This window comes from Williamsia sp. Y844 (assembly GCF_056786475.1).
Window position 1 is genome coordinate 830214 of sequence record NZ_JBXCJB010000003.1, and the last position, 25077, is coordinate 855290.

Here is a 25077-nt window from a genome sequence, read left to right on the forward strand (position 1 = left end):
TGTAAATCGGCAGAAATCGGCGCAAACTGCCTCGTTTTGGTTGTCTCGATCCAACACCCGAGATAGGATGTATGCAATCGAGGGAGGTACTTGGTGTCTCAAGCATCGCAAAGCGTGACTGATCTTCTACGCGCCAAAATCGTGGAGGGTCAGTGGAACGCAGGCGACCGGCTGGGCGAAGTGGAACTGGCAGCCCTGCTCAACGTCAGCCGCACTCCGATACGCGAGGCGTTGGCACGACTTGCTGCAGAAGGCTTGGTCGTGATGTCGCCCAACAAGGGCGCCCGAGTTGCGACATGGACTGCGGAGCGGCTGACCGAGATCTTCGATCTCCGGCTCCTTTTGGAGCCGGCCGCCACCGGCATGGCCGTCGGGCGGCTGTCGGACAAGGAGATCGACAACCTCGAAGAACTGGCCGGCCGCATGCAGCGCCTCGGCAAGGCTGCCGGCGACCGGGACTTTCCGGCAATCGCGCAGCTGAACCGCGAGTTCCACGCGATCCTGACCGAAAAGACACAAAGCAGCCAACTCGCAGCGACACTCACCTCCGTCAGACATATCAATCTGGCAACCGTGAACTACAAACACTTCGACGAAGACGCGCTGTCCCGCAGCCTGTCTCACCACTTTGAGATCGTTGCCGCGATCCGAGCCGTGAACCACGAGTGGGCAGAGTCCGTGATGCGCTGTCACATACACAATGCTCGCGCCGGAATGCTCCGTCCGGAAACCGGACAGACATCGGGGGTCGGGATCTTCAAAGGCATTGGCGCCGTTTTGGACTGACCGGTCATGTCTGACGGCGACCATCAGGTCGCCACCACAATCCACATCCCGGGACATGTGACCGGGGTTGATTTTGAAATGCCGATAGACGCACACCACGGCTCGTTCTCGATCGGGCTCCAACCGCAGAGGAAGTTGATATGTCCACCTCACACATCAAAGGAAACGAGAGCCAGGACCAGGCAGGTCCGCTCTCCAACCTCAGGGTCATCGAGATGGGCCAGCTACTGGCCGGCCCGTTCTGCGGCCAGCTGCTCGCCGATTTCGGCGCCGAGGTCATCAAACTCGAAGATCCGGGTAAGGGCGACCCGATGCGGCAGTGGGGCCGGGAAAGCTCGCAGGGCCAGTCGCTGTGGTGGCCCGTTGTCGCACGCAACAAGAAGTCGGTGACCTGCAACCTCCGCACCCCTGAAGGACAGCAGATCGCCCGCGATCTCATCGCCTCGGCGGACATCCTGATCGAGAACTTCCGACCGGGAACCCTGGAACGATGGGGCCTGAGCTACGAAGAACTCAGTGCCGTCAACCCCAAGCTGATCATGGTGCGTGTCACCGGCTACGGCCAGACCGGCCCATATTCGCCGCGTGCGGGCTACGGCTCGATCGGCGAGGCCATGGGCGGATTGCGTCACATCACGGGCGACCCGGACAGCCTGCCGAGCCGCACCGGAATCTCGATCGGCGACTCGCTGGCAGCGGTGTTCGCCACGATCGGCGCGTTGGTTGCCCTGCACGGCGTGCAGCGCACCGGCCGTGGACAGGTGGTCGATTCGGCCATCTACGAAGCCGTGCTCGCCATGATGGAATCCACTGTGCCCGAGTACGAATTGACCGGTTACCAGCGCGAGCGCACCGGGTCGATTCTCCCGAATGTCGCGCCAAGCAACGTTTATCCGACCGCCGACGACAGCAGCATCTTGATCGCCGCCAACCAGGACACCGTCTTCGGACGCCTGGTTGATGCCATGGGCCGTCCCGAACTGGCATCCGATCCCCGGTACCACAACCACACCGAACGTGGTATCCGGCAGACCGAACTCGACGACTTGATCGCAGAGTGGACGCGCACACAAGCGTCCGAGAAACTGCTGGTTCTGCTCGAGGAAAAGGGTGTGCCCGCCGGACGGATCTACCAGGCCCGGGACATGATGAACGATCCACATTTCATCGCCCGCGAGGCGATTGTCAAGGTGCAGCACAAGCTGTTCGGCGAGTTCCCGGTGCAGAACGTGGCACCGAAACTTTCGTCGACGCCAGGGTCGATCAGGTGGCTTGGACCGGAACTCGGCGAGCACACCGCCGAAATCCTGACCTCCGTGCTGGATCGGACACCGCAGGAAATCACGGATCTGCGCAGTTCAGGCGCGATCTGAACCCTTTCGTACAGATGTAACGCAAGCGCAACCACGTCTCTATTTTGTATGCAAGACTAACTAACCAAGTAGTCCCGCTGCGACATTTCACCGCAAGAAGTCCGCAACACGGGATTGTAGAGAGGACCGATTTACATGCCTGCATGGAAGCAGACCACCGCAGCTGAATTGAGTGCCGAATCGCTGGCGGCCCTGATACGCAACGAGATCCCCGCGATCCGTATCGAAAACTTCGCCACCGCCGACGAATGCGCCGCATTCTCCGAGGCCGTACACACCTCCCCTGACCTCAAGTCGTACAGCGTTGCCACACCGACCCACTACCTCGGATTGGTCATGTACGAGTACCGCCAGGACGGCGGCCGCAAAGCCGAATTCTTCGACGCCGTACCTGCTGCCGTTGCCGCACAGGAAAAGCTCTACGCGCAGTCGGTCGACGTCCCGGAGCGATTCCGTGCGATGCTCGGCGAGTACCACCCGAACGGCGAGATCCGCGTACCCAGCGAGCCAGGTTTTGGCGACTACTGCCCTGTTGTCGTGCGCATCGCCTCCAACGGCGTGCACTTGCACGCCGACTATGCCCCGTACAACTCGCCTGACTGGGCAATTGGCGAGATCGAGGACCAGATCACCTGGAACCTCTACACCCAGTGCCCCTCCGCAGGCGGCGAGACCACCGTCTACAACAGCCCGTGGATTCCCGCCGAAGGTGAAGATCCCGCGCGCGGATTGCCCAGTGGCGACATCGAATCCGACAGTTCGATCGAGAGCTTCACCTTTGCACCGAAGGTCGGCGAGGTTGTGCTGTTCAACCCCCGCAACCCCCACAAGATCTCTGCAGGCGAAACCGCCGGTGAGGGTCGGGTGTCGATCGGATCGTTCCTCGGCACCAGGGACAACGACCTCCTGATGTGGTCCTGACCCCACCAACACAGTTTGTAGCCCAAAAGTTCTACAGCCCAACAATATTGAAGGAGAAACCATGGCGATTGACATCGAAGATCGGATGATCAAGCCCAGCGGACGCTTGTTCACCAAGAACTCGGACATCCCGTCGGATCCGGTTAGCTTGATCGAGGACACCGTCGAAGACGGTGAACTGACCGTTCGCGCCCTGATGGTCGGCCAGGACATGATCTTCGTCGAGGCTTTCAAGGGCAAGGGCATGGTCGACCCGATGCATCAGCACGACGATCACGAGTCCATCGGATACTGCCTGAGCGGCAAGCTTCGGCTTGTCATCGGCGGCGAAGAGTTCATCGCAGAGGCCGGCGACACCTGGCTGCACCCGCGCGGAGTGCCGCACATGAGCGAAGCTCTCGAGGACACAATCCAGCTCGAGATCAAGTCCCCGCCCCGTAAGACCTGGTACACCGACGCCGAGCTCGAAGAGCGCGCCAAGCGGTGACCATCTCGACTCGCCGGAAAAGCCTCCCCCCCAGGTGATTCCGGCAGACCAGCAGCGCCCCGGCTTCGGCCGGGGCGTTGTTGTGTATCAGGACCTGCCGCAATTCGCCCGCGTCATCTGACGCCAACCCGCCAGGTGCATCTACGTATGGCGCTGCCGATGACAAGGCGACACAAAAGCGGGGCCTTTCGAATGCGTGAACATTCGAAAGACCCCGCCGCGCGAGATGGTGCGCGTTATCTGTTGTTATGCAGCGCCGTTGGTGGCACCCGAACCGGCCAGGGGGCCGATGGTCTCACCGGTGATGTACTTCGAATCCGGCGAGACGAGGAATGCGATGGTGCGCGAGACGTCGATCGGCTCGATCCACGGCACACCCATCGGGTTGATGACGTATGCGGATTCGATCTGCTCGATGGTCGGGTTCTCGATACCCGGCAGGAACAGCGCCTCACACGACGCGTTGCGGATCATGTCCGTGTTGACGTTGGTCGGGGTGACAGCGTTGACCGTCACGCCGGACTGGGCCAATTCCATTGCGGCAGACTTGACCAAGCCGATGACGCCCCACTTGGCGGCGCAGTAATGGCCGAGGTTGTTGAATCCGATGTGTCCGCCACCCGAGGAGGTTGCGACGACACGTCCGTAGCCGGCCTTCGCCATGTGCGGCAATACAGCGCGGAAGGAGTTGAAGACGCCCGTCAGGTTGATGTCGACGGTCTCGCCCCAGACCTCGGCGCTCATCTCGGAAACCGGTACAGCGGTCATGATGCCGGCGTTGGCGAGCAGGATGTCGATCTTGCCCCACTTTTCGACGACCTCGTCGGCGAATGCGATGAGCCCGTCCAGGTCTCGCACGTCGATCTGGCGTGCCAGAACCTTACGGCCCAGTCCTTCGATGAGGCGGACCGTCTCGTCCAGATCAGCCTGCGTGGCCATTCCGTACGGGGTGGTTGCGTTGTCTTTGAGCGAATCGATGATGACGATGTCAGCACCCTGTTCGGCGAGATGAACCGCATGCGAGCGGCCCTGTCCGCGTGCGCCACCGGTGATGAAAGCGACCTGTCCGTCAAACTTACCCATGTTCAATCCTGTTCTCATTGATGATTGTTACCGTCAAAAACGTTGGGGCCGTGCTGGTTACTTGATTGCTTCCACGCCCGCGGTCGCCACCTTGATGTCATCTTCGGTCGTTCCACCGCTCACTCCGATGGCCCCGACGAGCGTTCCGTCGACCAGGAGCGGAAGTCCGCCACCGAAAGGCGTGAAGCCCGGGATGGCCGTGATCGATCCCGCAAACGACGGACTCGCCGCGCCGGCGTCTTCCCACATCGACGTGGGCTGTCCCATGCCAACAGCCGTGTAAGCCTTGCCTTTTGCCATCGGTTCGGCCATCAATGGACTGCCGTCCATCTTGATGTACGCAATCATCTGACCTGCATGATCGATGACGGTCACAGCCATCGGGACAGTGATCTCAATGGCCTTGGCACGAGCTGCCGCCAAGACGGCCTCCGCATCATCCAAGGTCAAGACCGTTCGTTGAGTGGCCATGGCTGCTCCTTCTCCTCGCGGGGGGTCGACGATCCACCTGAGGTGGTCATGCACCGCTTGCTCTGCTTCATGTGATCGAACTGCACACAATTATGACTGCATGATCGTCCAAGGTCAACCATTATGTATACAACCGCGTTTGGATCATTAGCGCAGCTCAGGAGTACAAATGGCCATCCAGAGGGCAGGATTCTTGGGTTTCTTCTAGTAAACTCCCTGTAAACACGCGGCTCTACCGCTATTGTTTCGAGACGGTACTGCCGTAGCTTTCGTTAACGTGCGGCAACACCGCATCTCACGATGTACACAGAATCAGTTTTTGCACACCACAGGTTGTGTGCAATCCCCAAAGGAGTCCCATGGTTGACGTGCTCGGCTGGCGCAACGTCTTCGGCGTTCTCGCACCTTCGACGAATACGGTCGTGGAGCCGGACTACTACCGCATGACGGTGCCCGGTGTGACCCCCCATGTCGCACGGATCCACATCCGGAATCAAACTTTGACGAACAACGAAGACTTCGAGGGACTGCTCGACCAGATCCGCGAGGAGATCAATGCGGCATGCGAGCGTGTGCTGACATGCGATCCCGACTACCTGGTGATGGGCATGTCGGCTGAAACCTTCTGGGGCGGAATCGAAGGCAACCGACTGTTCACCGAACAGATCGAGACCTTCTCCGGCAAGAAGCTGGCCACCGGCGCCGATGCCGTTCGCCGTGCGCTCGACCTCTTCGGTGCCCGGAGACTCGGTGTCATCACTCCGTACCAGCCGATCGCCGATGACATGGTGCGCCTGTTCCTCACCGAAGCCGGATACGATGTCGTCAATCTCAAGGGCCTGAAATGCCCGTCCGCGGTTGACATCGCGAGAGTCTCCGAAGATACATTGCGGCAGAGCATCCTTGAAGTCGACGGCCCCGACATCGACGCAATCGTGCAGGTCGGCACCAACCTGTCGATGGTTGGCCTCGCCGACGAGGCCGAGCGTTGGCTGGGCAAACCGGTCATCGCCATCAACGCCGCCACCTGGTGGCATGCGCTGCGCACCAATGGGATCACCGATCAGGTCCGCGGCTCCGGCACCCTGCTCCGCGAGCACTGATTCCACACCCCTGTTCCACAGCCCGAAAACGCATCAACCCCCCAAACCCGAATACCAATGAGGAGGACTTCGTGAAGAAGACCGCGTCGTGGATGATCACAGCTGTCGCTGTGGGATCCCTACTTGCCGGATGTTCCAGCGCCACCGACGACAGCAGCAACAGTGGCTCGTCGAACAAGGCAGCCGGCAATGCTGAATGCACGACCGCCACAACCGACTTGGTTGCGGCCGCCAAAGAGCCCGCGCCGCTGGTTGCCCCCCAGGCTCCCCTGGATCTCGCCGCCGCCAAGGGTAAGAGCATCTGGATGATCAACGTGGTGACCAACGAGTTCACCACCGCCGCCACCAATGGCTTCAACGAGGCAGCAGCAGCAGCCGGCGTCAAGACCACGATCTTCGACGGTCAGGGTCAGACCAACAAGTTCAACGAGGGTGTGTCGCAGGCAATCGCTCAGAAGGCAGACGCAATCGTTCTGCTCGGTGTCGAGCCTGCTCTGCTGGCCGGCGCTCTGTCCGATGCCAAGAACGCCGGGATCCCGGTGATCAACGCACTCTCCGGTGACGCCAGTGCACCGCTCGCAAATGGCGTGTTCTCCAACATCAGTGCCGACTACACCGCAGATGGCGCCTCGCTTGCCGCCTGGACGCTGGCCGACTCGAGTTGCACCGCAACGACGGTTCTCGCACAGCCGACCGCCATCGAGATCTACGAGAACATGACCAATGGAGCGAAGGGCGTCTACGACGAGTACTGCCCCGACGACTGCAAGCTGACCGCCCTGGACATCGACCTGGCAAACGCTGCAACCGATCTGCCGCAGAAGGTGCAGACCGAGATGACCCGTGATTCGAACACCGACTACGTCTTCACCGCATGGGACTCCGGCGTCACCTTCGTCGAGCCGACCGTTGCGATGAAGAACCCGAATGCAAAGATCCTCGGCCGTGACGGGATCGCCTCGAGCCTCGACGCCATCCGCTCGGGCAAGGGCCAAGACGTGACCGTGGCCGCACCGCCGGAGGCATGGCTCGGCTGGACGATGCTCGACGACGCGATTCGGGCGATCACCGGCGCGCAGCCGTCCGGAGTTGTCATCCCGACCCGGCTCATCGACAGCACCAACGTCGGTGACTCAAACGATGCAGTGAACCCCAACTACACCGATTTCCAGGCCGCCTTCACCGAGGCCTGGGCGAAGTAACCGTCGCCCTGCGGGCATGGACATGTCCGCGGCCACACACACCGGAGAAATCATGAGTAATGACCTTGGCGCCGTAGTCGCCCCGTCTACGGGCAACGCGGCAACTCCCAACAAGCCGGAAAAGCCGGCCACCACCCACAAAGCCCGTCAAAGTACGTCGATCGTCGAGCGTTATGCGCTGGTCGGTCTGTTGGTGCTGGCGTTTGCGATCTGCGCGCTGTTCCTGCCCGAGTTCAGGTCGACCGGCATCGTCTCGGCGATGATCAACTCGCAGGCCATCATCCTGCTGTTGGCACTGGCCGCCACCCTCGCACTACGGACCGGGGACTTCGACCTCGCGATCCCCGGCGTGATGGTGACCAGTGCGTGTGTGGTCGCGGTCATGTCGACCAACGGATACTCACCCGCGGTCGTCATCCTGGTCGCCCTCGCCGTCGGCGTGGTGGTGGGTTTGATCAACGCCCTACTTGTCGTCAAGATCGGCGTCGACTCGTTCATCACGACCCTCGGAATGTTCACCGCTCTGTCCGGAATCGGCTATGCCATCACCGATTCCAAGATCGTCACCGGCGTCCCGGACTTCTATGTGGAGCTCTCGCGGGCAAAACTGATGGGCCTGCCGATGACCACCTGGTACGCGTGGATCTTCGTCGTGGTGTTGTGGTTCGTCTACCAGCGCACGCCGGTCGGCCGCTACATGCTGTTCATCGGAGGCAACCGGGACGCCGCACTGCTTGCCGGTATCTCTGTCGCCCGCATCCGCACTGTCACCTATGTGGTGTCGGGTCTGGTCGGCGCGATCATCGGAATCATCCTGGTGGGCAACTTGGGCGCCATCGATCCGGGCATCGGCAACCAGTATCTGCTGGCGCCATTTGCTGCAACATTCCTCGGCGCCACCGCGATCACGGTCGGTCGTTTCAACCCGATCGGCACGATGGTGGCGGTGTACCTGCTGGTCGTGGGCATCACCGGCCTGCAGCTCGCCGGCGCGGCATCCTGGGTCAGCCCGCTGTTCAACGGCCTGGCTCTGATGATCGCGGTCGCACTTGCCAAGCTGGTCGGCAAGCGGCGGGGCGCAGCGAAATGAGCACGGGCCCGGCACTCGAGATCGAGGATCTGTCAAAGCAGTTCGACGGAAACTACGCGTTGCACCCTCTGACCTGGCAGGTGCAGCGTGGCGAGGTGCACGCGCTAGTTGGTCAAAATGGAAGCGGCAAGTCCACTTTGATCAAGTGCCTGGCAGGCTACTACCGGCCCGAGACCGGCCGGGTGAAGCTGTTCGGTAAGGAGTTGGACCTCCCGGTCCACAACCCCGCCGACCACGGCATCGCCGTCATCCATCAGGACCTCGGTCTTGCACCGGAGATGACAGTGCTCGAGAACATCGGAGTTGCAACCGGTTACGGTGCGCGCAGCCTTGGCTGGGTGCAAGACCGCAAAGAAGGCAAGGCCTGTACCGAGATCGCAGATCGACTCGGCATCGAGTTGCCGCTGCGAGCAATGGTCTCCGACCTCAGCCCGGCACAACGTGCGCTCGTCGCGTTGGTTCGCGCGGTCCGCGCGCTCGGTGACGGTCACGAAGGTCACCTGTTCATCCTCGACGAACCGACGGCATCGCTCTCACACAGTGAGGCGGCGCAGGTCACCTCGATGATGCGCAGCGTTGCCGACCTCGGATCAAGTGTGATCTTCGTCAGTCACCGCCTCGGCGAGGTTCTCGACGACTGCGACAACGTCACCGTGCTCCGAGACGGCGAGCGGGTGCTCACCCGCTCGACCGAAGGTCTGACCCGGTCGGATCTGGTTGCCGATATTCTCGGTCGCCGACTGACTGAGTACTATCCGGATCCTCCTGCCCGAGCATCGGTCAGCACGGCCCAGTTGGTACTCGATGGCGTCAGTGGCGGTGTCGTGCGCAATCTTTCGGTCAGCATCGAGGCCGGTGAGATCGTCGGGTTCACCGGCCTGGCGGGAATGGGTCACGAAGAACTCCCGCTGCTGCTCGCCGGCAAGTTGGCGCGCACTGCGGGTACGGTGACCGTCAACGGGACCGAGGTGGAGGCGAACAAACCGCGGGCAGCCATTGCCGCGGGTCTGGCATTGGTACCCGGAAACCGTCATCGCGACGGGGTGTGGCTTGACGCCTCCGCCGTCGAGAACGTGACGCTGCCTGCGTTGGACAAGTTCACCAAGTTCGGCATCGCCACCAATTGGCGCAAGGAACGCGCCAAAGCACTGGAACTGGTTGAGTCCTCGGGTGCAGTTCCCGCGCAACCATATTGGCCGATCCGGCAATTCAGTGGCGGCAACCAGCAGAAGCTGGTCCTGTCGAAGTGGCTGCAGATGGCACCATCGGTACTGCTGCTCGATGAACCCACCCAGGGCGTGGACGCCGGAGCCTCCCGTCAGTTGCTCGATCGGGTCGCCGATCTGGCTGCCGACGGAGCATCGGTTGTGGTCTTCTCCGGTGACCACGAACAACTTGCGGCGATCTGTCACCGCGTGTTGGTCCTCCACGACGGACAGATCGTTGCGGAACTTCCGCAAACCGAGCTGAGCGAACAGTCCCTACTCGAAGCATGCGAGCGGGCAGTGGAGGTTTCGGCGTGACCGGAACCGGTGCTATTGAAAGGCCGGGTGTCGACAAGCCGGGTGTCGACAAAGAAAAGGACTACGAGCAGGCAGGATTCGGCGGCTCACTCGGTTGGGGCCGCCGTCCGGCACTGGTGATGATCGACATGCTGGAAGCCTATTTCCGGCCGGGATCACCACTGTGCCTGCCTGATCCGACCGTCATCGAGCGGGCATCGACATTGTTGGAAGCCGCCAGAGCTGCCGGCATCCTCGTTGTCCACACCCGGGTCGAGTATGCCCCCGGGCTCGCGGATGGAGGACTGTTCACCAAGAAGGTCTCGGCCCTGAGGTTCCTCGAAGCCGACCATCCAGACGGGTTGGGCGCCTTTGTGCCGCAACTGATGCCGATCGCGGGCGAGATCGTTGTTGTCAAGCAGTACGCGTCGGCCTTTTTCGGCACCTCGCTGGCGTCAACGCTGACGGCCAATGGTGTTGACACAGTTCTCCTCTCCGGGGTCTCGACCTCCGGTTGTGTACGCGCAAGCGCCACCGACGCCATGCAACACGGATTCATCCCCAAGGTGGTCAACGAGGCCTGCGGCGACCGGAGCCAGGAAATCCATGACTCCAACCTCTTTGACGTCGGCGCGAAGTACGCCGACGTCATCGATCTGAACACAGCGACCACGATCCTGGGTTCGCCGAGGTCCTGAGCTCTCGGAGGTCCGGTTTCGGTCTGCACAATGGGTCGCGAACGGTCAACGCCCGGGTTTCCCGCGCATATCCTGCGCGGGAAACCCGGGCGTCACTGCGTTCATCGGGCGCACCCTCAAGCCGGATCTCGGGCACGCATTCGGTACGCCTCGAGCAAACGGACTCCGGTATCCGCATCGTCGACCACAACGATCTGACGACCACCATCAATCCGGTCTACGAGGATTCCATCACCGGACTTGAGAACAAAACCCTTGGCGCCCTTCAGCTCCCCACGAAATCCCAATCGATAGCCATATCCGCCGAAGTCCTTGATCGCGCTGACCTTCACAGCGCGAACTGCGGCGACCTCCGAAGCGGGGATGATGATCTTGGGCCAGCCGACAACACTTCTGACATGCAGGCCCGCCGGGTCGACCGTCACCCGCATCCCATACATCAACACTGCAACGGTTGCCACGGCCACCGCCAGGACGGCAAACAACCACTGCCCGGACAACACCGCGGCCACCAGGCACATCACCACGCCGGAAACCATGAGCACCAGCGGGATTCCGCCACTGAGTACCGTCCTGGTCCAGACCACCCGTTCGGTCGGCTCGATCATCATCGGAACGGTGGAGCGCTCCAGGTCCACCGGTGTGGTCCACCTCGGCACCAATCTATGCACCAGAGTCGCACACGCAGCACCCACGGCCAGCGCGAGAACCAGTGACCACCAGGGCAGTTCGACCGCCGATACGTCGACCTTGCCACGCTGGACGCCGGTGGCGGACAGCGCCAACGCTGCGATGAAAGCTGCCAGTGCGGCAACACCACTGACGACTTGCGCGCACAATGTGTATTCCCGAAAAGCCGCGGCCGCCACCGCTGCGAGCACCATCAGCGCGATCCCCACAAAAATCAGCGTCCACATCAGGCCGGTCACAGAGGTGTAGCCATCCGGCTCGCCGCCGGAACCCCAGTGGGTCGCGACATGTTCGGGCAAATCATCTCGCCAGCTGTTCAACAGAATCGCCGAGACCAGCGTTGAGATGATCGGAATCATCACCGCCACGCCCAGCAGCCAAGCCAGCGGACGCTTCGTTTCATCTGTAGACGAACCCATTTCAGTATCCTTCCCGAACCATCGCAGCAAGATCCTCGCCACCGAGTCCCAGTTTCCGAGCGGCGGCATGTACGGCTCCGATTGCCGATCTCAGATCGGCTTCGTCCGGTACCGCGGTGTGCGTGACGACCGCGCCCCTGCCCCGACGGAGCTCGACCAAACCCTGGTCGCGTAACTCCTGGTAGCCGCGCAGCACGGTGTGCACATTCACCCCGAGAGACTCGGCCAGATCGCGCGCTCCTGGAAGTCGCTCCCCCGCAGTAATTTCGCCGCGGACGATGGCACCCCTGATCGCGGCAGCGAGTTGCTCATAGAGCGCCTGCGGCGCTGTCGGATCCACACGTATCAGCACATACTCAATACTATAGTTCTAGTTAGACTAGAACAAGTGCATTCATGAACCGACGGGCGATCACCATCCGTTTTCGCCGACGAACTCGCTCAGCGGGCGACCTGTGGCCCACCCCTCGATCTCGAGCACCGGGCGCGCCGGGAACTCGGGAACGGGCCCGAGACACAACACCGCAACCGGTTCGGCGCCGGCAGGCAGTGACACGATCTCGGCAAGCACTCCCGGTTCGAACAACGACACCCAACCCATGCCGAGTCCTTCGGAACGTGCTGCAAGCCACAGATTTTGGATTGCGCAAGACACCGAGGCCAAATCCATCTGCGGCATGGTTCGACGACCGAACACGTGACGCTCGCGGCCATCACGCAGCGCAACAAGAAATAGTTCTGCGCACTCGAGGATGCCTTCGACTTTGAGTGCCATGAACTCATCAGCCCTCTCGCCGAGGGCGTGTGCCGTGCGTCGGCGTTCGTCATCCACATGGCTGTGAATCTGCTTCCGCAACAGCGGATCGGTGATCCGGATGAATCGCCAGGGCTGCATCAAGCCGACGTTGGGCGCGGCATGCGCAGCCTGAAGCAACCGCTCGAGGACATCTGAGGGGACGGTTGCGCCCGGGACAAAGGTGCGCATGTCACGACGCTCGGCGATGACGCGATAGACCGCGGAGCGCTCGGGCTCGGTGAACGAATGATCTTCCATCACAGGTCGAATACCTCTCGGAGAATCGGTATGAATGCCTGCACCGCAGGGCTCGTCGGCGTAGACCAGACCGCGGACAATTGTGCCGGGACACCGACATCCACGATCGGGACCACGTGAACACGCCCTCGATGGTCCGCGCCCATCGACTCGCTCAGGATTCCGATCCCCAGTCCCCTGGCAGCACACTCCAGCACCGCGTCCCCAGCGCTGGCCTCGATCACCACCATGGGCGAGAAAGCGGCCGCAGTGCAAGCGATGTCGAGCACCGATCGCAGGCCGGTCCCCACCGGCATCGCCACCAACGCTTCGCCCGCCAGATCGGTCACCGCGATGCGTTTTCGATCTGCCAGGTGATGACCAGGCGGCACCAGGGCCACAAGTCCCTCACTGACGATCACGGATGCCTGCAAATCATCGCCGACCGGACCCGCGGTGCCGACAATCGCGACGTCCAACCTGCCACTTCGGACGTCGTCGGTCAATTGGTCCGAATTCGCCTCTTGGACCGCGATTTCGATGCCCGAGTACGAACTGCGGAACTTCTCGATCGCGGCAAAGAGCGGTGTGATCGTGCAGCCGACAACCATCCCGATCGACAACCGGCCCCGCAACAGCCCGCTCACGTCATCGACCGCCTGACCCACTGTGCCGACCGCCGCGAGTGCCGTTCGTGCTGGGCCGAGCGCGGCCTCACCCGCGGGGGTTAGCCGGGCGACCCGGCTCGATCGATCGAACAACTGTGCGCCGAGTTCTCGTTCGAGTTGCCGGATCTGGGCACTCACACCGGACTGGCTGATCCGAACCCGCTCGGCGGCACGCGTGAAGTTTGCCTCCTCGGCCACCGCGATGAAGTATTCCAACTGCCTCAGTTCCATAACTCCAGATTCTAGTATGTGTCAGAACAATCTATTGGACTTCTTGCAATTGTCGAGCGAGGCTGGAATCACACCTACGAAAGGATGAACAATGTCACCTCGAGAGACCGCGCAGCGTCCCGAAGACCTGACTCGGCTGTTCGTGGAGCGATCCAATGCCGGTGACGCCGAGGGTGTTGCCATGCTTTATGAAGAGGATGCGGTGATGGCGTATCCGCCCGGCGAGCAGACTGTGGGACGCGCAGCGATCCAAGAACTGTGGTCGAAAGTCTTGTCCCACCGTCCACAATTCCGACCCGAAGAACCACTGCCGACGCTGGTCAGCGGCAATATCGCACTGACTTCGACCCCGCCGCGAGACGGCGCCGGTGCCCGCGCCCAGGTGGCGCGTAAACAAGCCGACGGAAGCTGGCTGCGACTGCTCGACCAACCCGAGTTCGTCAGCCCGACTTCGTGAGAGCGCAGGGTTGACCCGTCGAAACCGGCCCGGGAGGCCCCGGTAGCGTTGTGTCCATGTTGCGCACCACCATCGAGATCGAGGCCGGACACGGCGTTGCGGAAGCCTATGTAACCCGACCGGATGAGAATTCTCATCCCGGCGTCCTCTTGTATATGGATGCCTTCGGTCTTCGCCCGCGCATCTATGAGATGGCCGACCGGATTGCCGGCTGGGGTTTTGTCGTCATGGCCCCCAACGCCTTCTACCGCCACGGCACCATCGAGGACCTCGCGGTGCAGGGGGATCTGAACGATCCCGCCTACCGCGATGAGTTCATGTCCGGCGCGATGGGCCGAGTACGTTCCTTGGGCTCGGGCCTGGCCACCGCGGACGTCGGCGAATACGTTGATCGACTGCTCGGGCTCCCGGAGGTCAGCGGCGACGGGATAGGTGTCACCGGATATTGCATGGGTGCGGCCTTGGCGTTGCGTACCGCCGGTACCCGACCGGATCAAGTCAAGGCAGCTGCCGGGTTCCACGGAGGCAATCTCGTGACCGACGCCGTCGACAGCCCCCATATCGTCGCCAAGAACGCGCGGGCGCGCCTGTACCTCGGGCACGCCGACAATGACCGGTCGATGCCGGCCGAGAAGATCGAGATCCTGGAACGGGCTTTCGACGCAGCAGGTCTGCTGTACACCTCTGAGCGGTATCCGGATGCGCCACACGGCTTCACGATGTCCGACATCCCGGCATACCGCGCCGACGCGGACGAACGCCACTTCAACACCCTCGAGAGCATCTTCCGGGAGAACCTCACCCCCTGACCCCGCAAAAGCACACGTTGCAGTCATAAACACACGTTGCAACGTGTGCTTATGACTGCAGTTTGTGCTTTTGTCGCCGGCAACAACGAGAATGAACAGATGCCAACGCTGCTGCACATCGATTCATCCGCCAACCCGAAGACATCGACCTCCCGCGAGCTGACCGAACTCTTTGCCACCACCTGGCTCGGGAGCGGAGAAGGCCGCACCGTGACGTATCGGGATCTGCACGCCAATCCGGTACCGCATATCTCCGATGCCGGCCTGCATTACGCGCCGCGGCTCCGGGTTGATGCCGAGGATGTGGCGCCGGAAGCCGAAGCGCTGCAGGCCGAACTGATCGCCGAGGTATCTGCAGCCGATGCAGTCGTCATCGGCGCCCCGATGTACAACTGGTCAATTCCCTCGACGCTCAAAGCCTGGATCGACCACATCCACGTCCTGGGAACCACCGCCCCGTACGACACACCCGATCAGCCATTCGCCGGAATCCCGGTGGTCATCATCTCCTCACGTGGCCTGGCATATGGTCCCGGCGCCAAAGACGAAGGACTCGACCACACCGTGCCCCCGCTGGTCCAGGTCTTGGGTACGGCTCTGGGCATGAAAGTCGATGTCGTGACGTCCGATCTGACGCTCGTCGGACGGATCCCTGCTCTGGACCCGTTCACCGAGCAGGCCACTGATTCCGCGAAGACCGCGCGTGACAGGGTTGTCGAACTCGCACAACAGATTTGAGCGGCGGCGACCCAGGAATCGTTCATGGAGCCCGCGCATCGCCGTCTTGATGCGATCTTCGTCACCGGGTAGCGACTCGCAGAGTCGCTACCCGGTGACGGCCTCTAGTTGATGTCGGCCATGGTTTTGCCGACATCAGCGAGTGTCATCGCCTTGCCATAGTCTTTCTGGTACTTGTAGGCCGGAATGTTGCAGCGATACGGACCGTTGTCAGGTTGGAAGTCGGCGGCTATCCAGCCGTCCGGCGTCACCTGCTCGACGTTGAAGCAGGGTGACGGTGCGGCACCCGGTGTCAGATCGACCGGCGCCGTGAGGCCACCACCTGTCCACGCTGATTCCTGAATAGCGGCGTCGTAGGTGCACGTCCGCGTCAGATCATCCCCGCAACTTGCCGCCGACTTGGCGAACAGCAGCCACGCAGAGAATGCTCGGATCGACGGCAACGTCAATTCTGCATCCGGCGCATATTGCTTGTAGAGGTCATGGAGCTGCTGCATCGCCGGCACCTCATCCGAACTCTCCAACGGCGCAACTCCGCCGAGTTCGACCACATTGTTCTGCTCGCCGGCAGACGTGCCCAATGCCTCGATGAACGAGTCGTTGTACGCGTTGTTTCCCGGATTGATCCAATCGAGCTTGTAATCCATGTCGGTGAGCGCACTTTCGAGCTTCGCCAACTGCTCCGGCGTCCCGTAGAAGAACAGACCCTTCACACCCTTGTTCTTGATGGTCTGCGCATAGGGCGTCCAGTCGGCGATCCCCGTCGGGGGATATGAATCGCGATAGATCACGGTGCCCCCCGCCGCCGTCAGGGCTTCTTCCGACTGATCGCCAGTGGTCTTCACAACCGGTGAATCGCCGCTGATGATCCCGATCGCACCAGCAGATTCAGGATAGGCATCTCGGATGAGCCACTCCCCCATGCCGTAGAACGGGTCATAGCCGGCGACCCGGCTCGGCGATGCGCTGACCTCCAGGTCTGAGCCCACGGACTGTGGTTGAGCCACCTGAGCCGGGAAGCTCGGCAACCCGCACCCAAGACGTTCCTTGACGCCCAGTCCATCGAACGCATGGCCTCCGCCGACCAGGGCGAAGTCCTCACGGCAAGCCGTCACCATCTGCTGACGCACTTGCAGCAGATTCGAATCGCGGGTGGTCGCGACGATCTTGCGACCGTTGATTCCGCCCTGCTCGTTGCACCACGACGTGAAGACCTTCGCCGCATCCGGAAATTCGGAAACCTTGGTGAAGCCGATGTCCGATGCTACACCGACATGGATCTCGGTGCCGGTAACCCCTTGTGCGGGAGAACCTTTCGGCGATCCGGTGCCGCAGATCTCACCCAGGTCACCGAATGCGGTTGCTGAGGCCTCTCCAGCCGCGGACGTACCGCCGCCGCCGTCGTTCTTGTCACCACTGTCGTCGCTACGGCTACTACAGCCGGCGACGATCAGCGTAACGGCCATCAAAGCGATGACCGAGTGGTGTGGTTTCAACTTGCTCCTCCTATTTCGAAAGGGCACATGCGCAAGGCTGTGCCACTGAACTTGCATACCGACCGCGGAGTTCCTGCGCCGCGCCGCCAGTGGATCAGTCGGAACCTGCGGCGACTACCGTCGTGACCCGCTCATGAGATAGGTGTGAACTCGAGGTGCAACTCGGTCAGTCCGCGCAGGATGTAGGTCGGCTCATAGGAAAAGCGGCGGTCGTCCACCGGACCATGCTCGGTCTCGGAGATCGTGATGTCACCCATCCGTGAAAGCATGCGCTCGAGGCTGATTCGGCCCTCGGCGCGAGCGAGCGGTCCACCAGGGCACGAGTGGACTCCACGCCCGAACGCGACGTGCTCGCGAACATTCGGGCGATCGATCTTGAACTGATCGGGGTCTTCGAAACGACGCGGATCGCGGTTGGCCGCGCCCAGTACGGACATCACCGTGGTCCCGGCGGCAATCTCGACGTCACCGAGTGTCGTGCTGGTGCGAGCAAGCCGAAAATCACTCTTGACCGGGCTTTCCAACCGGAGGGTCTCTTCGAGGAACAGCGTGATGCGGCTCCGGTCCTCGCGGAGCAACTGCTGCAGGTCTGGACGCTCGGCGGCAAATTTGAGCGCGGCGCTGATCAGCTTGACGGTGGTTTCCTGACCGGCGGCGAACAGAAAGGTCGCCGAACGCACGACGTCGATGACATCGGGAGTTGAACCGTCTGGATATTTGGCGTTGGCGAGGCCGGTGAGTACGTCATCGCGAGGCTCGCGGCGGCGATCTTCGATGTACGTTGTGAACCGGTCATCGAGAAACGCGAGCGGGTTGTGCATCAATGGTTCGTTTTCCAACGTGCCTGGGCGCGAACCTTTTCGGGGTGCGCCGAGCACATCACGGAAGATCTCATGGTCCTCCGACGGAACACCGAGCAGGTCGGCGATCACCAACAGCGAGAACGGCTTTGCGTACTCCTCGATCAACTCGCATTTACCCTTGTCAACAATCTCGTCGAGTTGACTATCCGCAAGGCGCCACATGAACTCCTCATTTTCCTTGAGTCGCTTGGGAGTCAACAGACGATTGAGGAGCCCTCGAGCGCGCGTGTGCTCCGGAGCGTCCATCGTGACCATGTGTTCGCTCAGCGGCATCTGGTCACGGAACTCCAAGATCTGAGCGCCGATGTCATCACCTTCCGGTACAAAAGGAAGTGGAGGAAAGGGTCCCGACACCGAGTTGCAGGCCGAGTAGGTTTCCGTATCCCGGTAGACCTCGACCACTTCCTCGAGGCCGGTCACCGTGATCACATCGTGAACCGGTTCGCGCTGAACGGGGCATTTCGACCGCAAGTGGTCGTAGTAGGGGTACGGATCATCGACAATCGACGCGTTGGTGAAGTAATCGATCGAATCGAAGTCGGACATGGAATCTCCCGGGATCATTGGGCTCGCCTGATGGCACTATCCCCTGCGGTGGAGTGCATTGCCGACGCCGGCAGATCGCGTCGCGAAGAAGACTCCGCTCGCCTGACCTGGGCATATGGCGCAAGGTGTGACGAGCATAACCCCCGAAATCGATTATGTACACGAAACCGGATATTAAAATTTCAGCATCGATCAGCCGGTCCCGCCGGCTCGACATTCGTAGTGACCAAGCCCCGCGAGTGCTCAGCGGGGCAGCATGCCATACAGAAACAGCGTGACCGCGTGCTGAAGGCGCAGTTCCTCTTCCTCGGGTGAGCGGAAGACCCCGAAGTCGGCCAGCCGACCGGGCAGGACGACGACGATGGCAAGAAACTGCTCCGCCGCCAGTTCGACATCGGCGATCACGAGACCCTGTCGACTCTGGTGACGGCGCAGAGCGTCGGCGACAGCCCGATGTTGGGCTGACCACGCCATGGATTCTGGTTTGACATCGAACTCGGGAAACCGGGAAGTCTCGTACATCGCCAGCCGCATGAGTTGCGTAGTCCGGGGATCCACGGCGCGGGCAATCGCCGCGCGACCGATCGCGATGAGCGATGCGGCCACGTCGTCACCCTCGGGTTCGTGGACCACGTCTTGCTCATCAAGACGCGAAAGCGCCCATGGAATAACCGTGACAAAGAGTTCGTGCTTGTCCGCATAACGGGCGTAGAGCGTCCGCTTCGTGATCCCCGCAGCGCGCGCGATCGCTTCCATCGTGGTGCCGTCGTAGCCGTGGTGAAGGAAGGTCGCAACCGCAGCTTCGCGTAACTGCTGGTCCAACTCCTTGGCCTCGGCATGGGTCGGCCGTCCTCGACGTGTTGTCATCCGTCCAAAAATAGCGCGGATTGCGGCTTCGACGTGCATCGACACGTCTACCTCTGACAGGACCGGACACCCGATTTCCTCAATAAGTATACGTCGATGGTGCCAATACGGTTAAGTGCAGTCCACCGACAGTCCATAACTTAAGGGGAAATCAGATGGCCACATCGCTCGATACGGGGTCGGCCCTCACGAGGTTGACCAGTATGGTGGATGCGAACGAATGTTATGACGTTCCCGCAGCCGAGTTGCTACCTCTTCAGCTGGAGGCGGCGAACGAGTTGTTTCAGGATCGGATCGGACGAATCCGACTGCTGCAGAACCGCGCTGACGAGGCCGGCATCACTGAGGTGAAGACGCAGGAAGACCTCGTCCCGCTACTATTCGCACACACCGCTTACAAGAGCTATCCCGAGGGGTGGCTTGTCGAACAGAAGTGGGACAGGCTCGGCAGATGGCTCGAAACAATATCCACCAACCCGGTGGAAAATGTTGATCTAGAAGACGTTTCCGATATCGACGAATGGCTCGGCAGGTTGGAACGTGCCGGGCATTTTCTGTCCTGTTCCAGTGGTACCACCGGCAAGTCGGCGATGATGAACTCCTCACAAGCGGACCTCGAATGGAATCGGCGTGAGTTGATTCGCTCGTTCGCCTGGGGTTCGGGATCAACGCCGGGCGACGGCCGCAAGCTGTATGGCCTGGCTCCGACAGCGACGGCGCCGCGCAATCTCACGATCCGTGATGCCCTCATCGAGGGCTTCACGTCCCCGGACTCCGAACCCTTCCTGTATCCGGTCCCGCCGATCACGATCGGCCAGATCACCAGCATGGTGACCTTGCGCAAAGCCATGGCCGACGGCACCGCACGGCCCGCGGACATGGCCAAGTTCGAGGCAACCTCCGCCGCGCGTCAGCAGATCATGGAACAGGCGTTGACGATCTCCGCCGAAGCCCTTGTGAACGGCCGCAACGAGAAGATGCTGCTGTCAGGAATGTTTGCCTCGCTCTATCCGATCGCAGCAGCAGTACGCGAAATGGGATTCGGCGGCAACGACTTTCATCCAGAGAACACCATCTACATCGGCGGCGGGCTCAAAGGGGCAGACCTCCCACCCGACTACTTCGAATACATCATGGAGACCTTCAACCTCGCAGATGAGCGCGTGTTCCAGATGTACGGCATGCAGGAGATCAACGCTGCCATGCCACGATGCAGCGCCAAGCGCTATCACGTCCCGCCATGGTTGATGCTGCTACTCCTTGACGAGACGGGTGAAAATCTCCTTCCGTCGTCGACCGGAGAAATCGAGGGGCGCGCAGCGTTTTTCGACCTGTCCCTCGATGGCCGTTGGAACGGTGTCATCTCAGGCGACAAGATCGTCGCAGACTACAACCCCTGCGCCTGCGGGAACCGCAGCCCCTCCATCCGCGACAACATCAGCCGATACTCCGATCTGCCCGGCGGCGACAAGATCAGCTGCTCCGGCACCACCGACGCCTACGTTCGGGGCATTTCATGAGTATCGACCTCAATTCTCAACCGACCGATCAAGAACCTGCTGTCGCCGCACACTTCTTTATTCGCGGCAAACTCGTCACCGAAGCCTCGGTCCGGCACCGGTCACGCGACCTCGGCGTCGACTTCACCACGCCCGAAATCGATTTGGACCAGCTGATCCAACCGCGTTCGGAACTTCCGCCCCTGCTCGACGTGAAGGTCGACGACATCATCGATTTCCTGGTCGAGACCGGCGAACAACTTGCGTTGGACCGTAACCCGTATATGCAGGAAGCACTCGAACGCGTCGTGGAGACCAATCCACTACCACGTCGCGTGGTCGAAAACCTGTACCGCGGTGCGCCGTATCTACTCGAACGGGGCATGCTCACCTCGATGATCGAGTCGAACTTCGCAAACCCCGCCGCCCTCGACGGCTGGGTTTCACGGACCGACATCCACGGCAACTCCGGAGCGATCCGCGCGTTCCCACCACGCATGGTCCACATGCTGGCAGGTAATTCGCCGGCGGGCTGCGTCTCCTCGATTGCCCAGGGCGCGTTGGTCAAGGCGGTCAACCTCTTCAAGATGCCATCGAGCGACCCGTTCACCACCGTCGCCGTACTGCGCACCATGGCCGACATTGATCCCGACCACCCGGTTGTGCGCTCGATGTCAGCCATCTACTGGCGCGGTGGCGACGAAACTATCGAACGAACCCTGTACCGCCCGCAGTACTTCGACAAGATCGCAGCCTGGGGCGGCGGACCGGCCATCGACAACGTCATCCGCTACCTCGGACCAGGTCTGCAACTCGTGTCGTTCGACCCCAAGACGTCGATCTCGATGCTCGGCAAAGAAGCCTTCACCGACCAGGCGACCATCGAAGCGGTGGCCGAACAGACTGCCGAAGACGCCACACTGTTCAACCAGGAAGCCTGCCTCGCGAGCCGATTCGTGTATGCCGAAGGCGACCGCAAAGGCATCGAAGAATACTGCGCGAAGCTCGTTGAACGCCTGGGTGTCGATCGCGAGACCGCCTCCGCCACAGCACCACCAATCCCTTCCGAGATGCGCGAAGAGATCGAAATGCTTCAGATGATGGGCGGCGAATACAAAGTGTGGGGCACCTTCGACGGAGCCGGCATGGTCGTGCTCTCCGATGAACGAGTCTCCTTTCACCCCAGCGGCAAGACCATTAATGTCGTCCACGTCGAATCACTCGATGCTGCAGTTCCGTTCGTCAATGTCGCGACACAGACGATCGGTATCTACCCCTACGAACGCAAAACCGCGCTGCGCGATCGACTCGCCTGCGCCGGCGCGCAACGCGTCGTCCGTCTGGGGTCCGCGGCCAAACACGTCCTCGGAAGCCCCCACGACGCCATGTACTCGCTTCAGCGCTTCGTGCACTGGATGTCCGACGAAGACGCCTGAGCAAAGATCAGCAGTTGCTGGGGCCTCCCGGGTAGAGCGCTCAGCTCGTCCCTCAGTCGAGCTGGGCACTCCTCTACCGCCAGATCTGAAAGAAGAAGCATCCAATGAGTAGTCGATGGACCGCGACCGAAGTACCTGACCAAAGCGGCCGCGTCGCGATCATCACCGGCGGCGGCGGGGGTCTCGGATACCAGACCGCACTCGTACTCGCGGGCAGCGGAGCACACGTGGTCCTCGCCGTGCGCGATACGACCAAGGGCAAGGAAGCCGCCGAACGGATCCTCACATCCCACCCCCACGCGAAAGTCTCTGTCCAGGAACTGGATCTGGCATCACAGCAATCAGTCAGAGACGCCGCAACCGTGCTCGGATCCATGCACCCCCGCATCGATCTGTTGATCAACAATGCCGGGGTGATGTTCACTCCCAAGACCGTCACCGAAGATGGCTTCGAGATGCAATTCGCCACAAACCATCTCGGACATTTCGCGCTGACCGGGCTCCTCCTCGACCACCTGCTACCTGTCGAGGGATCACGAGTCATAACGGTCAGCAGCCTGGGCCATAAGGTCCGGGCCGGCGTCAATTTCGCAGACCTGCACTCCGAACACAGCTACTCCCCGGCAGCAGCCTACGCACAGTCGAAATTGGCCAACCTCTTGTTCACCTACGAACTCGACAACCGACTCGCGGCCGCGGACACCACCACCATCGCCGTCGCGGCCCACCCTGGCGGCGCGAATACCAATTTGACCCGACATACTCCCGCGAAGCTCCGCTGGGCTCAGGACCTAGCCGCGAAATTCCTTTTCCAGTCCGCAGACATGGGGGCCTTACCGATCCTGCGCGCCTCGAGCGACCCTGGCGTGCTGGGAGCCCAGTACTACGGACCCGGTGGCTTCATGGAACAACGCGGCAATCCTGTGCTGGTCACGTCCAGCCCGAAGTCTCATCAAGTGGACGTCCAGCAGCGGCTATGGACAGTCTCGGAGGAGTTGACCGGGGTCGCCTTTCCGATCTGAGATGCTCCCCAGCTCAGAACACTGCCGGTCACCGGCCGGGCAACAGAGAACGGACCGCATCGATCGAATCGGCCTGCGCCGCAGTCTTGTCCGGTCGATAGCGGAGAACTCTGGCGAATCTGAGCGCCACCCCACCCGGGTAGCGCGAACTGACCTGCACACCATCGAGCTCGATCTCGACAACCAGCGTCGGTGTCAGATACACCGTGTGGTCGTCACGGTCGCGTTCATGTTTCGGGAATTCTTCTGTCTGCCAACGCAACAACTCGTCCGTCAAACCCTTGAACGTCTTGCCGACCATGATCGGGTCACCACCGTCGGGATCCCTCGCACCCAGATGCAGGTTGGACAGAAAGCCTGTGCGACGGCCATATCCCCATTCCGCACCGAGCACCACCAGGTCCAACGTGTGCTCAGGCTTGACCTTCTGCCAGGTCTTGCCGCGTCGACCGGCCGCGTACACCGAGTCGAGGGCCTTGATCATGATACCCTCGTGGCCGGCAGCGAGCGCGGCGTCGAGGTGCATCTCGGTCGCCGCGAGGTCCGGGGCGACGAGTGACGGGATGCGATGCCGGGACGCAACGCGGTCCAGAGCATCCAGCCGATCGGACAAGGGCTCATCGAGCAGGTCGACGCCGTCGAGGTGCAGACAGTCGAAGAAGTACGGGTGCAGCAGGAGTTCACGTTTGGACGTGGCACCGAACCGGCTCATCGTCTCCTGGAATGGGCGTGGGCGGCCGGAGTCGTTCAACGCCAGCGTCTCACCGTCGAGAACCACGGATTCGCAGGGTAATTCGCGTATCAGATCAACAAGTTCAGGTACTCGGTCGGTGATGTCGTTGAGTGTGCGTGTGTAGATGGCGACCTCATCACCCTTGCGATGCACTTGAATGCGGGCACCGTCGAGCTTGTATTCGACACTCACCGCACCGCCGAGCGCGGTGTGGGCATCAGCGAGTGACGTGGCCGGAGACGCCAGCATGGGGCGTATCGGACGACCCACGCTCAGGGCGAACTCCCCCAGCGCTTTCGACCCACCGCTGATCGCGGCGACAGCTGTCACCGCCAGATCCCCGGACAGCATGAAAGCACGCCGGACCATGTCAACAGACAGGTCGGCTGCGACCGCAATTGCGTCGGTCATCACCCCTTCGCCCGCGCCCTGCCTCATATCGCCGGTGAGTAGACGAATGAGAAAAGTCTGTTCATCGTCCGTGGCCGTGGACATCAGCCTCGTGAGCAGTTCTTTTCGACGAGCCACAGAGCCCGCACCGGACGTCTGGGCCAGTTCGGTCAAGAGCTGGTCCACCTCGGCGACGGTCCACGTGGCATCCGCCGCAGGCTCGGTTCGCGCGTCGGCGAGGGTCCGCCATCCGATACCCAGACGCCCCTGCGGCACTTCGCCCGACAGCCACGACACCACAACAGCGACCTCGTCGGGCGCACACGCCTTGATCAGCGCAGCAAGTGCGGCCGACTTGATTTTCCGCGACCGGGTGCCGGCCACGACCGCACTAGTGGACACAACCTCTGCGAGCAACACTCACCCACGGTAGCGATCAGCACCGACACCGGGGACGTCGGTTG

25 protein-coding genes are annotated in these 25077 nt (G+C 61.6%); 15 read left to right on the forward strand and 10 right to left on the reverse strand.

The window, feature by feature from the left end; translation table 11 throughout:
• Positions 1-114 precede the first annotated feature (114 nt).
• From AC1TQG_RS20675 to AC1TQG_RS20690, 4 genes are all read left to right on the forward strand, one after another.
• Positions 115-786, forward strand: a complete 672-nt coding sequence (locus AC1TQG_RS20675; RefSeq protein ID WP_482139700.1) for a GntR family transcriptional regulator — start codon at positions 115-117, stop codon at positions 784-786.
• A 140-nt stretch (positions 787-926) separates the two neighbouring features.
• Positions 927-2159 carry a CaiB/BaiF CoA transferase family protein gene (locus AC1TQG_RS20680; protein ID WP_482139701.1) on the forward strand — a complete coding sequence of 411 codons (1233 nt, stop codon included), beginning with the start codon at positions 927-929 and terminating at the stop codon, positions 2157-2159.
• A 135-nt stretch (positions 2160-2294) separates the two neighbouring features.
• The gene (locus AC1TQG_RS20685) at positions 2295-3080 is read left to right on the forward strand and encodes a 2OG-Fe(II)-dependent halogenase WelO5 family protein (protein ID WP_482139702.1); all 786 of its coding nucleotides are present in this window, start codon (positions 2295-2297) and stop codon (positions 3078-3080) included.
• 61 nt (positions 3081-3141) lie between these two features.
• A complete protein-coding gene (locus AC1TQG_RS20690; RefSeq protein ID WP_482139704.1) occupies positions 3142-3567 on the forward strand; it encodes a cupin domain-containing protein in 426 nt (141 codons plus the stop codon).
• 246 nt (positions 3568-3813) lie between these two features.
• Here AC1TQG_RS20690 and AC1TQG_RS20695 read toward each other — a convergent pair whose 3' ends face one another.
• Entirely contained in the window at positions 3814-4650 is an 837-nt protein-coding gene (locus AC1TQG_RS20695; RefSeq protein ID WP_482139706.1) for a mycofactocin-coupled SDR family oxidoreductase, read from the reverse strand.
• A 57-nt stretch (positions 4651-4707) separates the two neighbouring features.
• Positions 4708-5121, reverse strand: a complete 414-nt coding sequence (locus AC1TQG_RS20700; protein ID WP_482139708.1) for a GlcG/HbpS family heme-binding protein — start codon at positions 5119-5121, stop codon at positions 4708-4710.
• A gap of 359 nt (positions 5122-5480) precedes the next feature.
• Between AC1TQG_RS20700 and AC1TQG_RS20705 the strand changes: the two genes are divergently transcribed.
• From AC1TQG_RS20705 to AC1TQG_RS20725, 5 genes are all read left to right on the forward strand, one after another.
• Positions 5481-6224 (forward strand): maleate cis-trans isomerase family protein, encoded by a 744-nt coding sequence (locus AC1TQG_RS20705; protein WP_482139710.1) that lies wholly within the window; start codon positions 5481-5483, stop codon positions 6222-6224.
• Positions 6225-6295: 71 nt separating this feature from the next.
• On the forward strand, positions 6296-7426 hold the full coding sequence (locus tag AC1TQG_RS20710; RefSeq protein WP_482139712.1) for a substrate-binding domain-containing protein: 1131 nt from the start codon (positions 6296-6298) through the stop codon (positions 7424-7426).
• Between the two features lie 52 nt (positions 7427-7478).
• Positions 7479-8516 carry an ABC transporter permease gene (locus AC1TQG_RS20715; RefSeq protein ID WP_482139714.1) on the forward strand — a complete coding sequence of 346 codons (1038 nt, stop codon included), beginning with the start codon at positions 7479-7481 and terminating at the stop codon, positions 8514-8516.
• Entirely contained in the window at positions 8513-10039 is a 1527-nt protein-coding gene (locus AC1TQG_RS20720) for a sugar ABC transporter ATP-binding protein (protein ID WP_482139716.1), read from the forward strand. Before AC1TQG_RS20715 ends, AC1TQG_RS20720 begins: the two co-directional genes overlap by 4 nt.
• 14 nt (positions 10040-10053) lie before the next feature.
• A complete protein-coding gene (locus AC1TQG_RS20725) occupies positions 10054-10716 on the forward strand; it encodes an isochorismatase family protein (RefSeq protein WP_482139953.1) in 663 nt (220 codons plus the stop codon).
• Between the two features lie 116 nt (positions 10717-10832).
• Here the strand turns inward: AC1TQG_RS20725 and AC1TQG_RS20730 are convergent, their stop codons facing one another.
• Genes AC1TQG_RS20730 through AC1TQG_RS20745 form a run of 4 tightly spaced genes read right to left on the reverse strand, consistent with a single transcriptional unit; the run spans position 10833 to position 13757 of the window.
• Positions 10833-11825 carry a DUF1648 domain-containing protein gene (locus tag AC1TQG_RS20730; protein ID WP_482139718.1) on the reverse strand — a complete coding sequence of 331 codons (993 nt, stop codon included), beginning with the start codon at positions 11823-11825 and terminating at the stop codon, positions 10833-10835.
• A gap of 1 nt (position 11826) precedes the next feature.
• Positions 11827-12177, reverse strand: coding sequence for a GntR family transcriptional regulator (locus AC1TQG_RS20735; RefSeq protein ID WP_482139720.1), 351 nt, complete (start codon positions 12175-12177; stop codon positions 11827-11829).
• A 60-nt stretch (positions 12178-12237) separates the two neighbouring features.
• Positions 12238-12879 carry a 5,6-dimethylbenzimidazole synthase gene (bluB, locus tag AC1TQG_RS20740; RefSeq protein WP_482139722.1) on the reverse strand — a complete coding sequence of 214 codons (642 nt, stop codon included), beginning with the start codon at positions 12877-12879 and terminating at the stop codon, positions 12238-12240.
• The gene (locus tag AC1TQG_RS20745; RefSeq protein WP_482139723.1) at positions 12879-13757 is read right to left on the reverse strand and encodes a LysR family transcriptional regulator; all 879 of its coding nucleotides are present in this window, start codon (positions 13755-13757) and stop codon (positions 12879-12881) included. The genes bluB and AC1TQG_RS20745 overlap by 1 nt, the downstream gene beginning before the upstream one ends.
• Positions 13758-13848: 91 nt before the next feature.
• Here AC1TQG_RS20745 and AC1TQG_RS20750 point away from each other — a divergent pair, with 91 nt between their 5' ends.
• From AC1TQG_RS20750 to AC1TQG_RS20760, 3 genes are all read left to right on the forward strand, one after another.
• Positions 13849-14214, forward strand: a complete 366-nt coding sequence (locus AC1TQG_RS20750) for a YybH family protein (RefSeq protein WP_482139725.1) — start codon at positions 13849-13851, stop codon at positions 14212-14214.
• A 56-nt stretch (positions 14215-14270) separates the two neighbouring features.
• On the forward strand, positions 14271-15023 hold the full coding sequence (locus AC1TQG_RS20755; protein WP_482139727.1) for a dienelactone hydrolase family protein: 753 nt from the start codon (positions 14271-14273) through the stop codon (positions 15021-15023).
• Between the two features lie 99 nt (positions 15024-15122).
• A complete protein-coding gene (locus AC1TQG_RS20760; RefSeq protein ID WP_482139955.1) occupies positions 15123-15761 on the forward strand; it encodes an FMN-dependent NADH-azoreductase in 639 nt (212 codons plus the stop codon).
• 104 nt (positions 15762-15865) lie between these two features.
• Here the strand turns inward: AC1TQG_RS20760 and AC1TQG_RS20765 are convergent, their stop codons facing one another.
• The 3 genes from AC1TQG_RS20765 to AC1TQG_RS20775 all read right to left on the reverse strand — a co-directional run bounded on the left by AC1TQG_RS20765 (position 15866) and on the right by AC1TQG_RS20775 (position 19533).
• Positions 15866-17227: an ABC transporter substrate-binding protein gene (locus tag AC1TQG_RS20765; RefSeq protein ID WP_482139728.1), complete on the reverse strand. Its 1362-nt coding sequence runs from the start codon at positions 17225-17227 to the stop codon at positions 15866-15868.
• A 161-nt stretch (positions 17228-17388) separates the two neighbouring features.
• The gene (locus tag AC1TQG_RS20770; protein WP_482139729.1) at positions 17389-18666 is read right to left on the reverse strand and encodes a cytochrome P450; all 1278 of its coding nucleotides are present in this window, start codon (positions 18664-18666) and stop codon (positions 17389-17391) included.
• Between the two features lie 243 nt (positions 18667-18909).
• The gene (locus AC1TQG_RS20775) at positions 18910-19533 is read right to left on the reverse strand and encodes a TetR/AcrR family transcriptional regulator (protein ID WP_482139731.1); all 624 of its coding nucleotides are present in this window, start codon (positions 19531-19533) and stop codon (positions 18910-18912) included.
• A gap of 155 nt (positions 19534-19688) precedes the next feature.
• On the opposite strand from AC1TQG_RS20775, the gene AC1TQG_RS20780 reads away from it, so the two are divergent.
• The 3 genes from AC1TQG_RS20780 (at position 19689) to AC1TQG_RS20790 (ending at position 23490) form a co-directional block, all read left to right on the forward strand.
• Complete coding sequence (locus tag AC1TQG_RS20780) at positions 19689-21053, forward strand: hypothetical protein (protein WP_482139733.1); 1365 nt, start codon at positions 19689-19691, stop codon at positions 21051-21053.
• On the forward strand, positions 21050-22468 hold the full coding sequence (locus AC1TQG_RS20785; RefSeq protein ID WP_482139735.1) for an acyl-CoA reductase: 1419 nt from the start codon (positions 21050-21052) through the stop codon (positions 22466-22468). The genes AC1TQG_RS20780 and AC1TQG_RS20785 overlap by 4 nt, the downstream gene beginning before the upstream one ends.
• A 104-nt stretch (positions 22469-22572) precedes the next feature.
• A complete protein-coding gene (locus AC1TQG_RS20790; protein WP_482139736.1) occupies positions 22573-23490 on the forward strand; it encodes an SDR family NAD(P)-dependent oxidoreductase in 918 nt (305 codons plus the stop codon).
• A 28-nt stretch (positions 23491-23518) separates the two neighbouring features.
• Here the strand turns inward: AC1TQG_RS20790 and AC1TQG_RS20795 are convergent, their stop codons facing one another.
• The gene (locus AC1TQG_RS20795) at positions 23519-25033 is read right to left on the reverse strand and encodes an ATP-dependent DNA ligase (protein WP_482139737.1); all 1515 of its coding nucleotides are present in this window, start codon (positions 25031-25033) and stop codon (positions 23519-23521) included.
• Between the last annotated feature and the right edge of the window lie 44 nt (positions 25034-25077).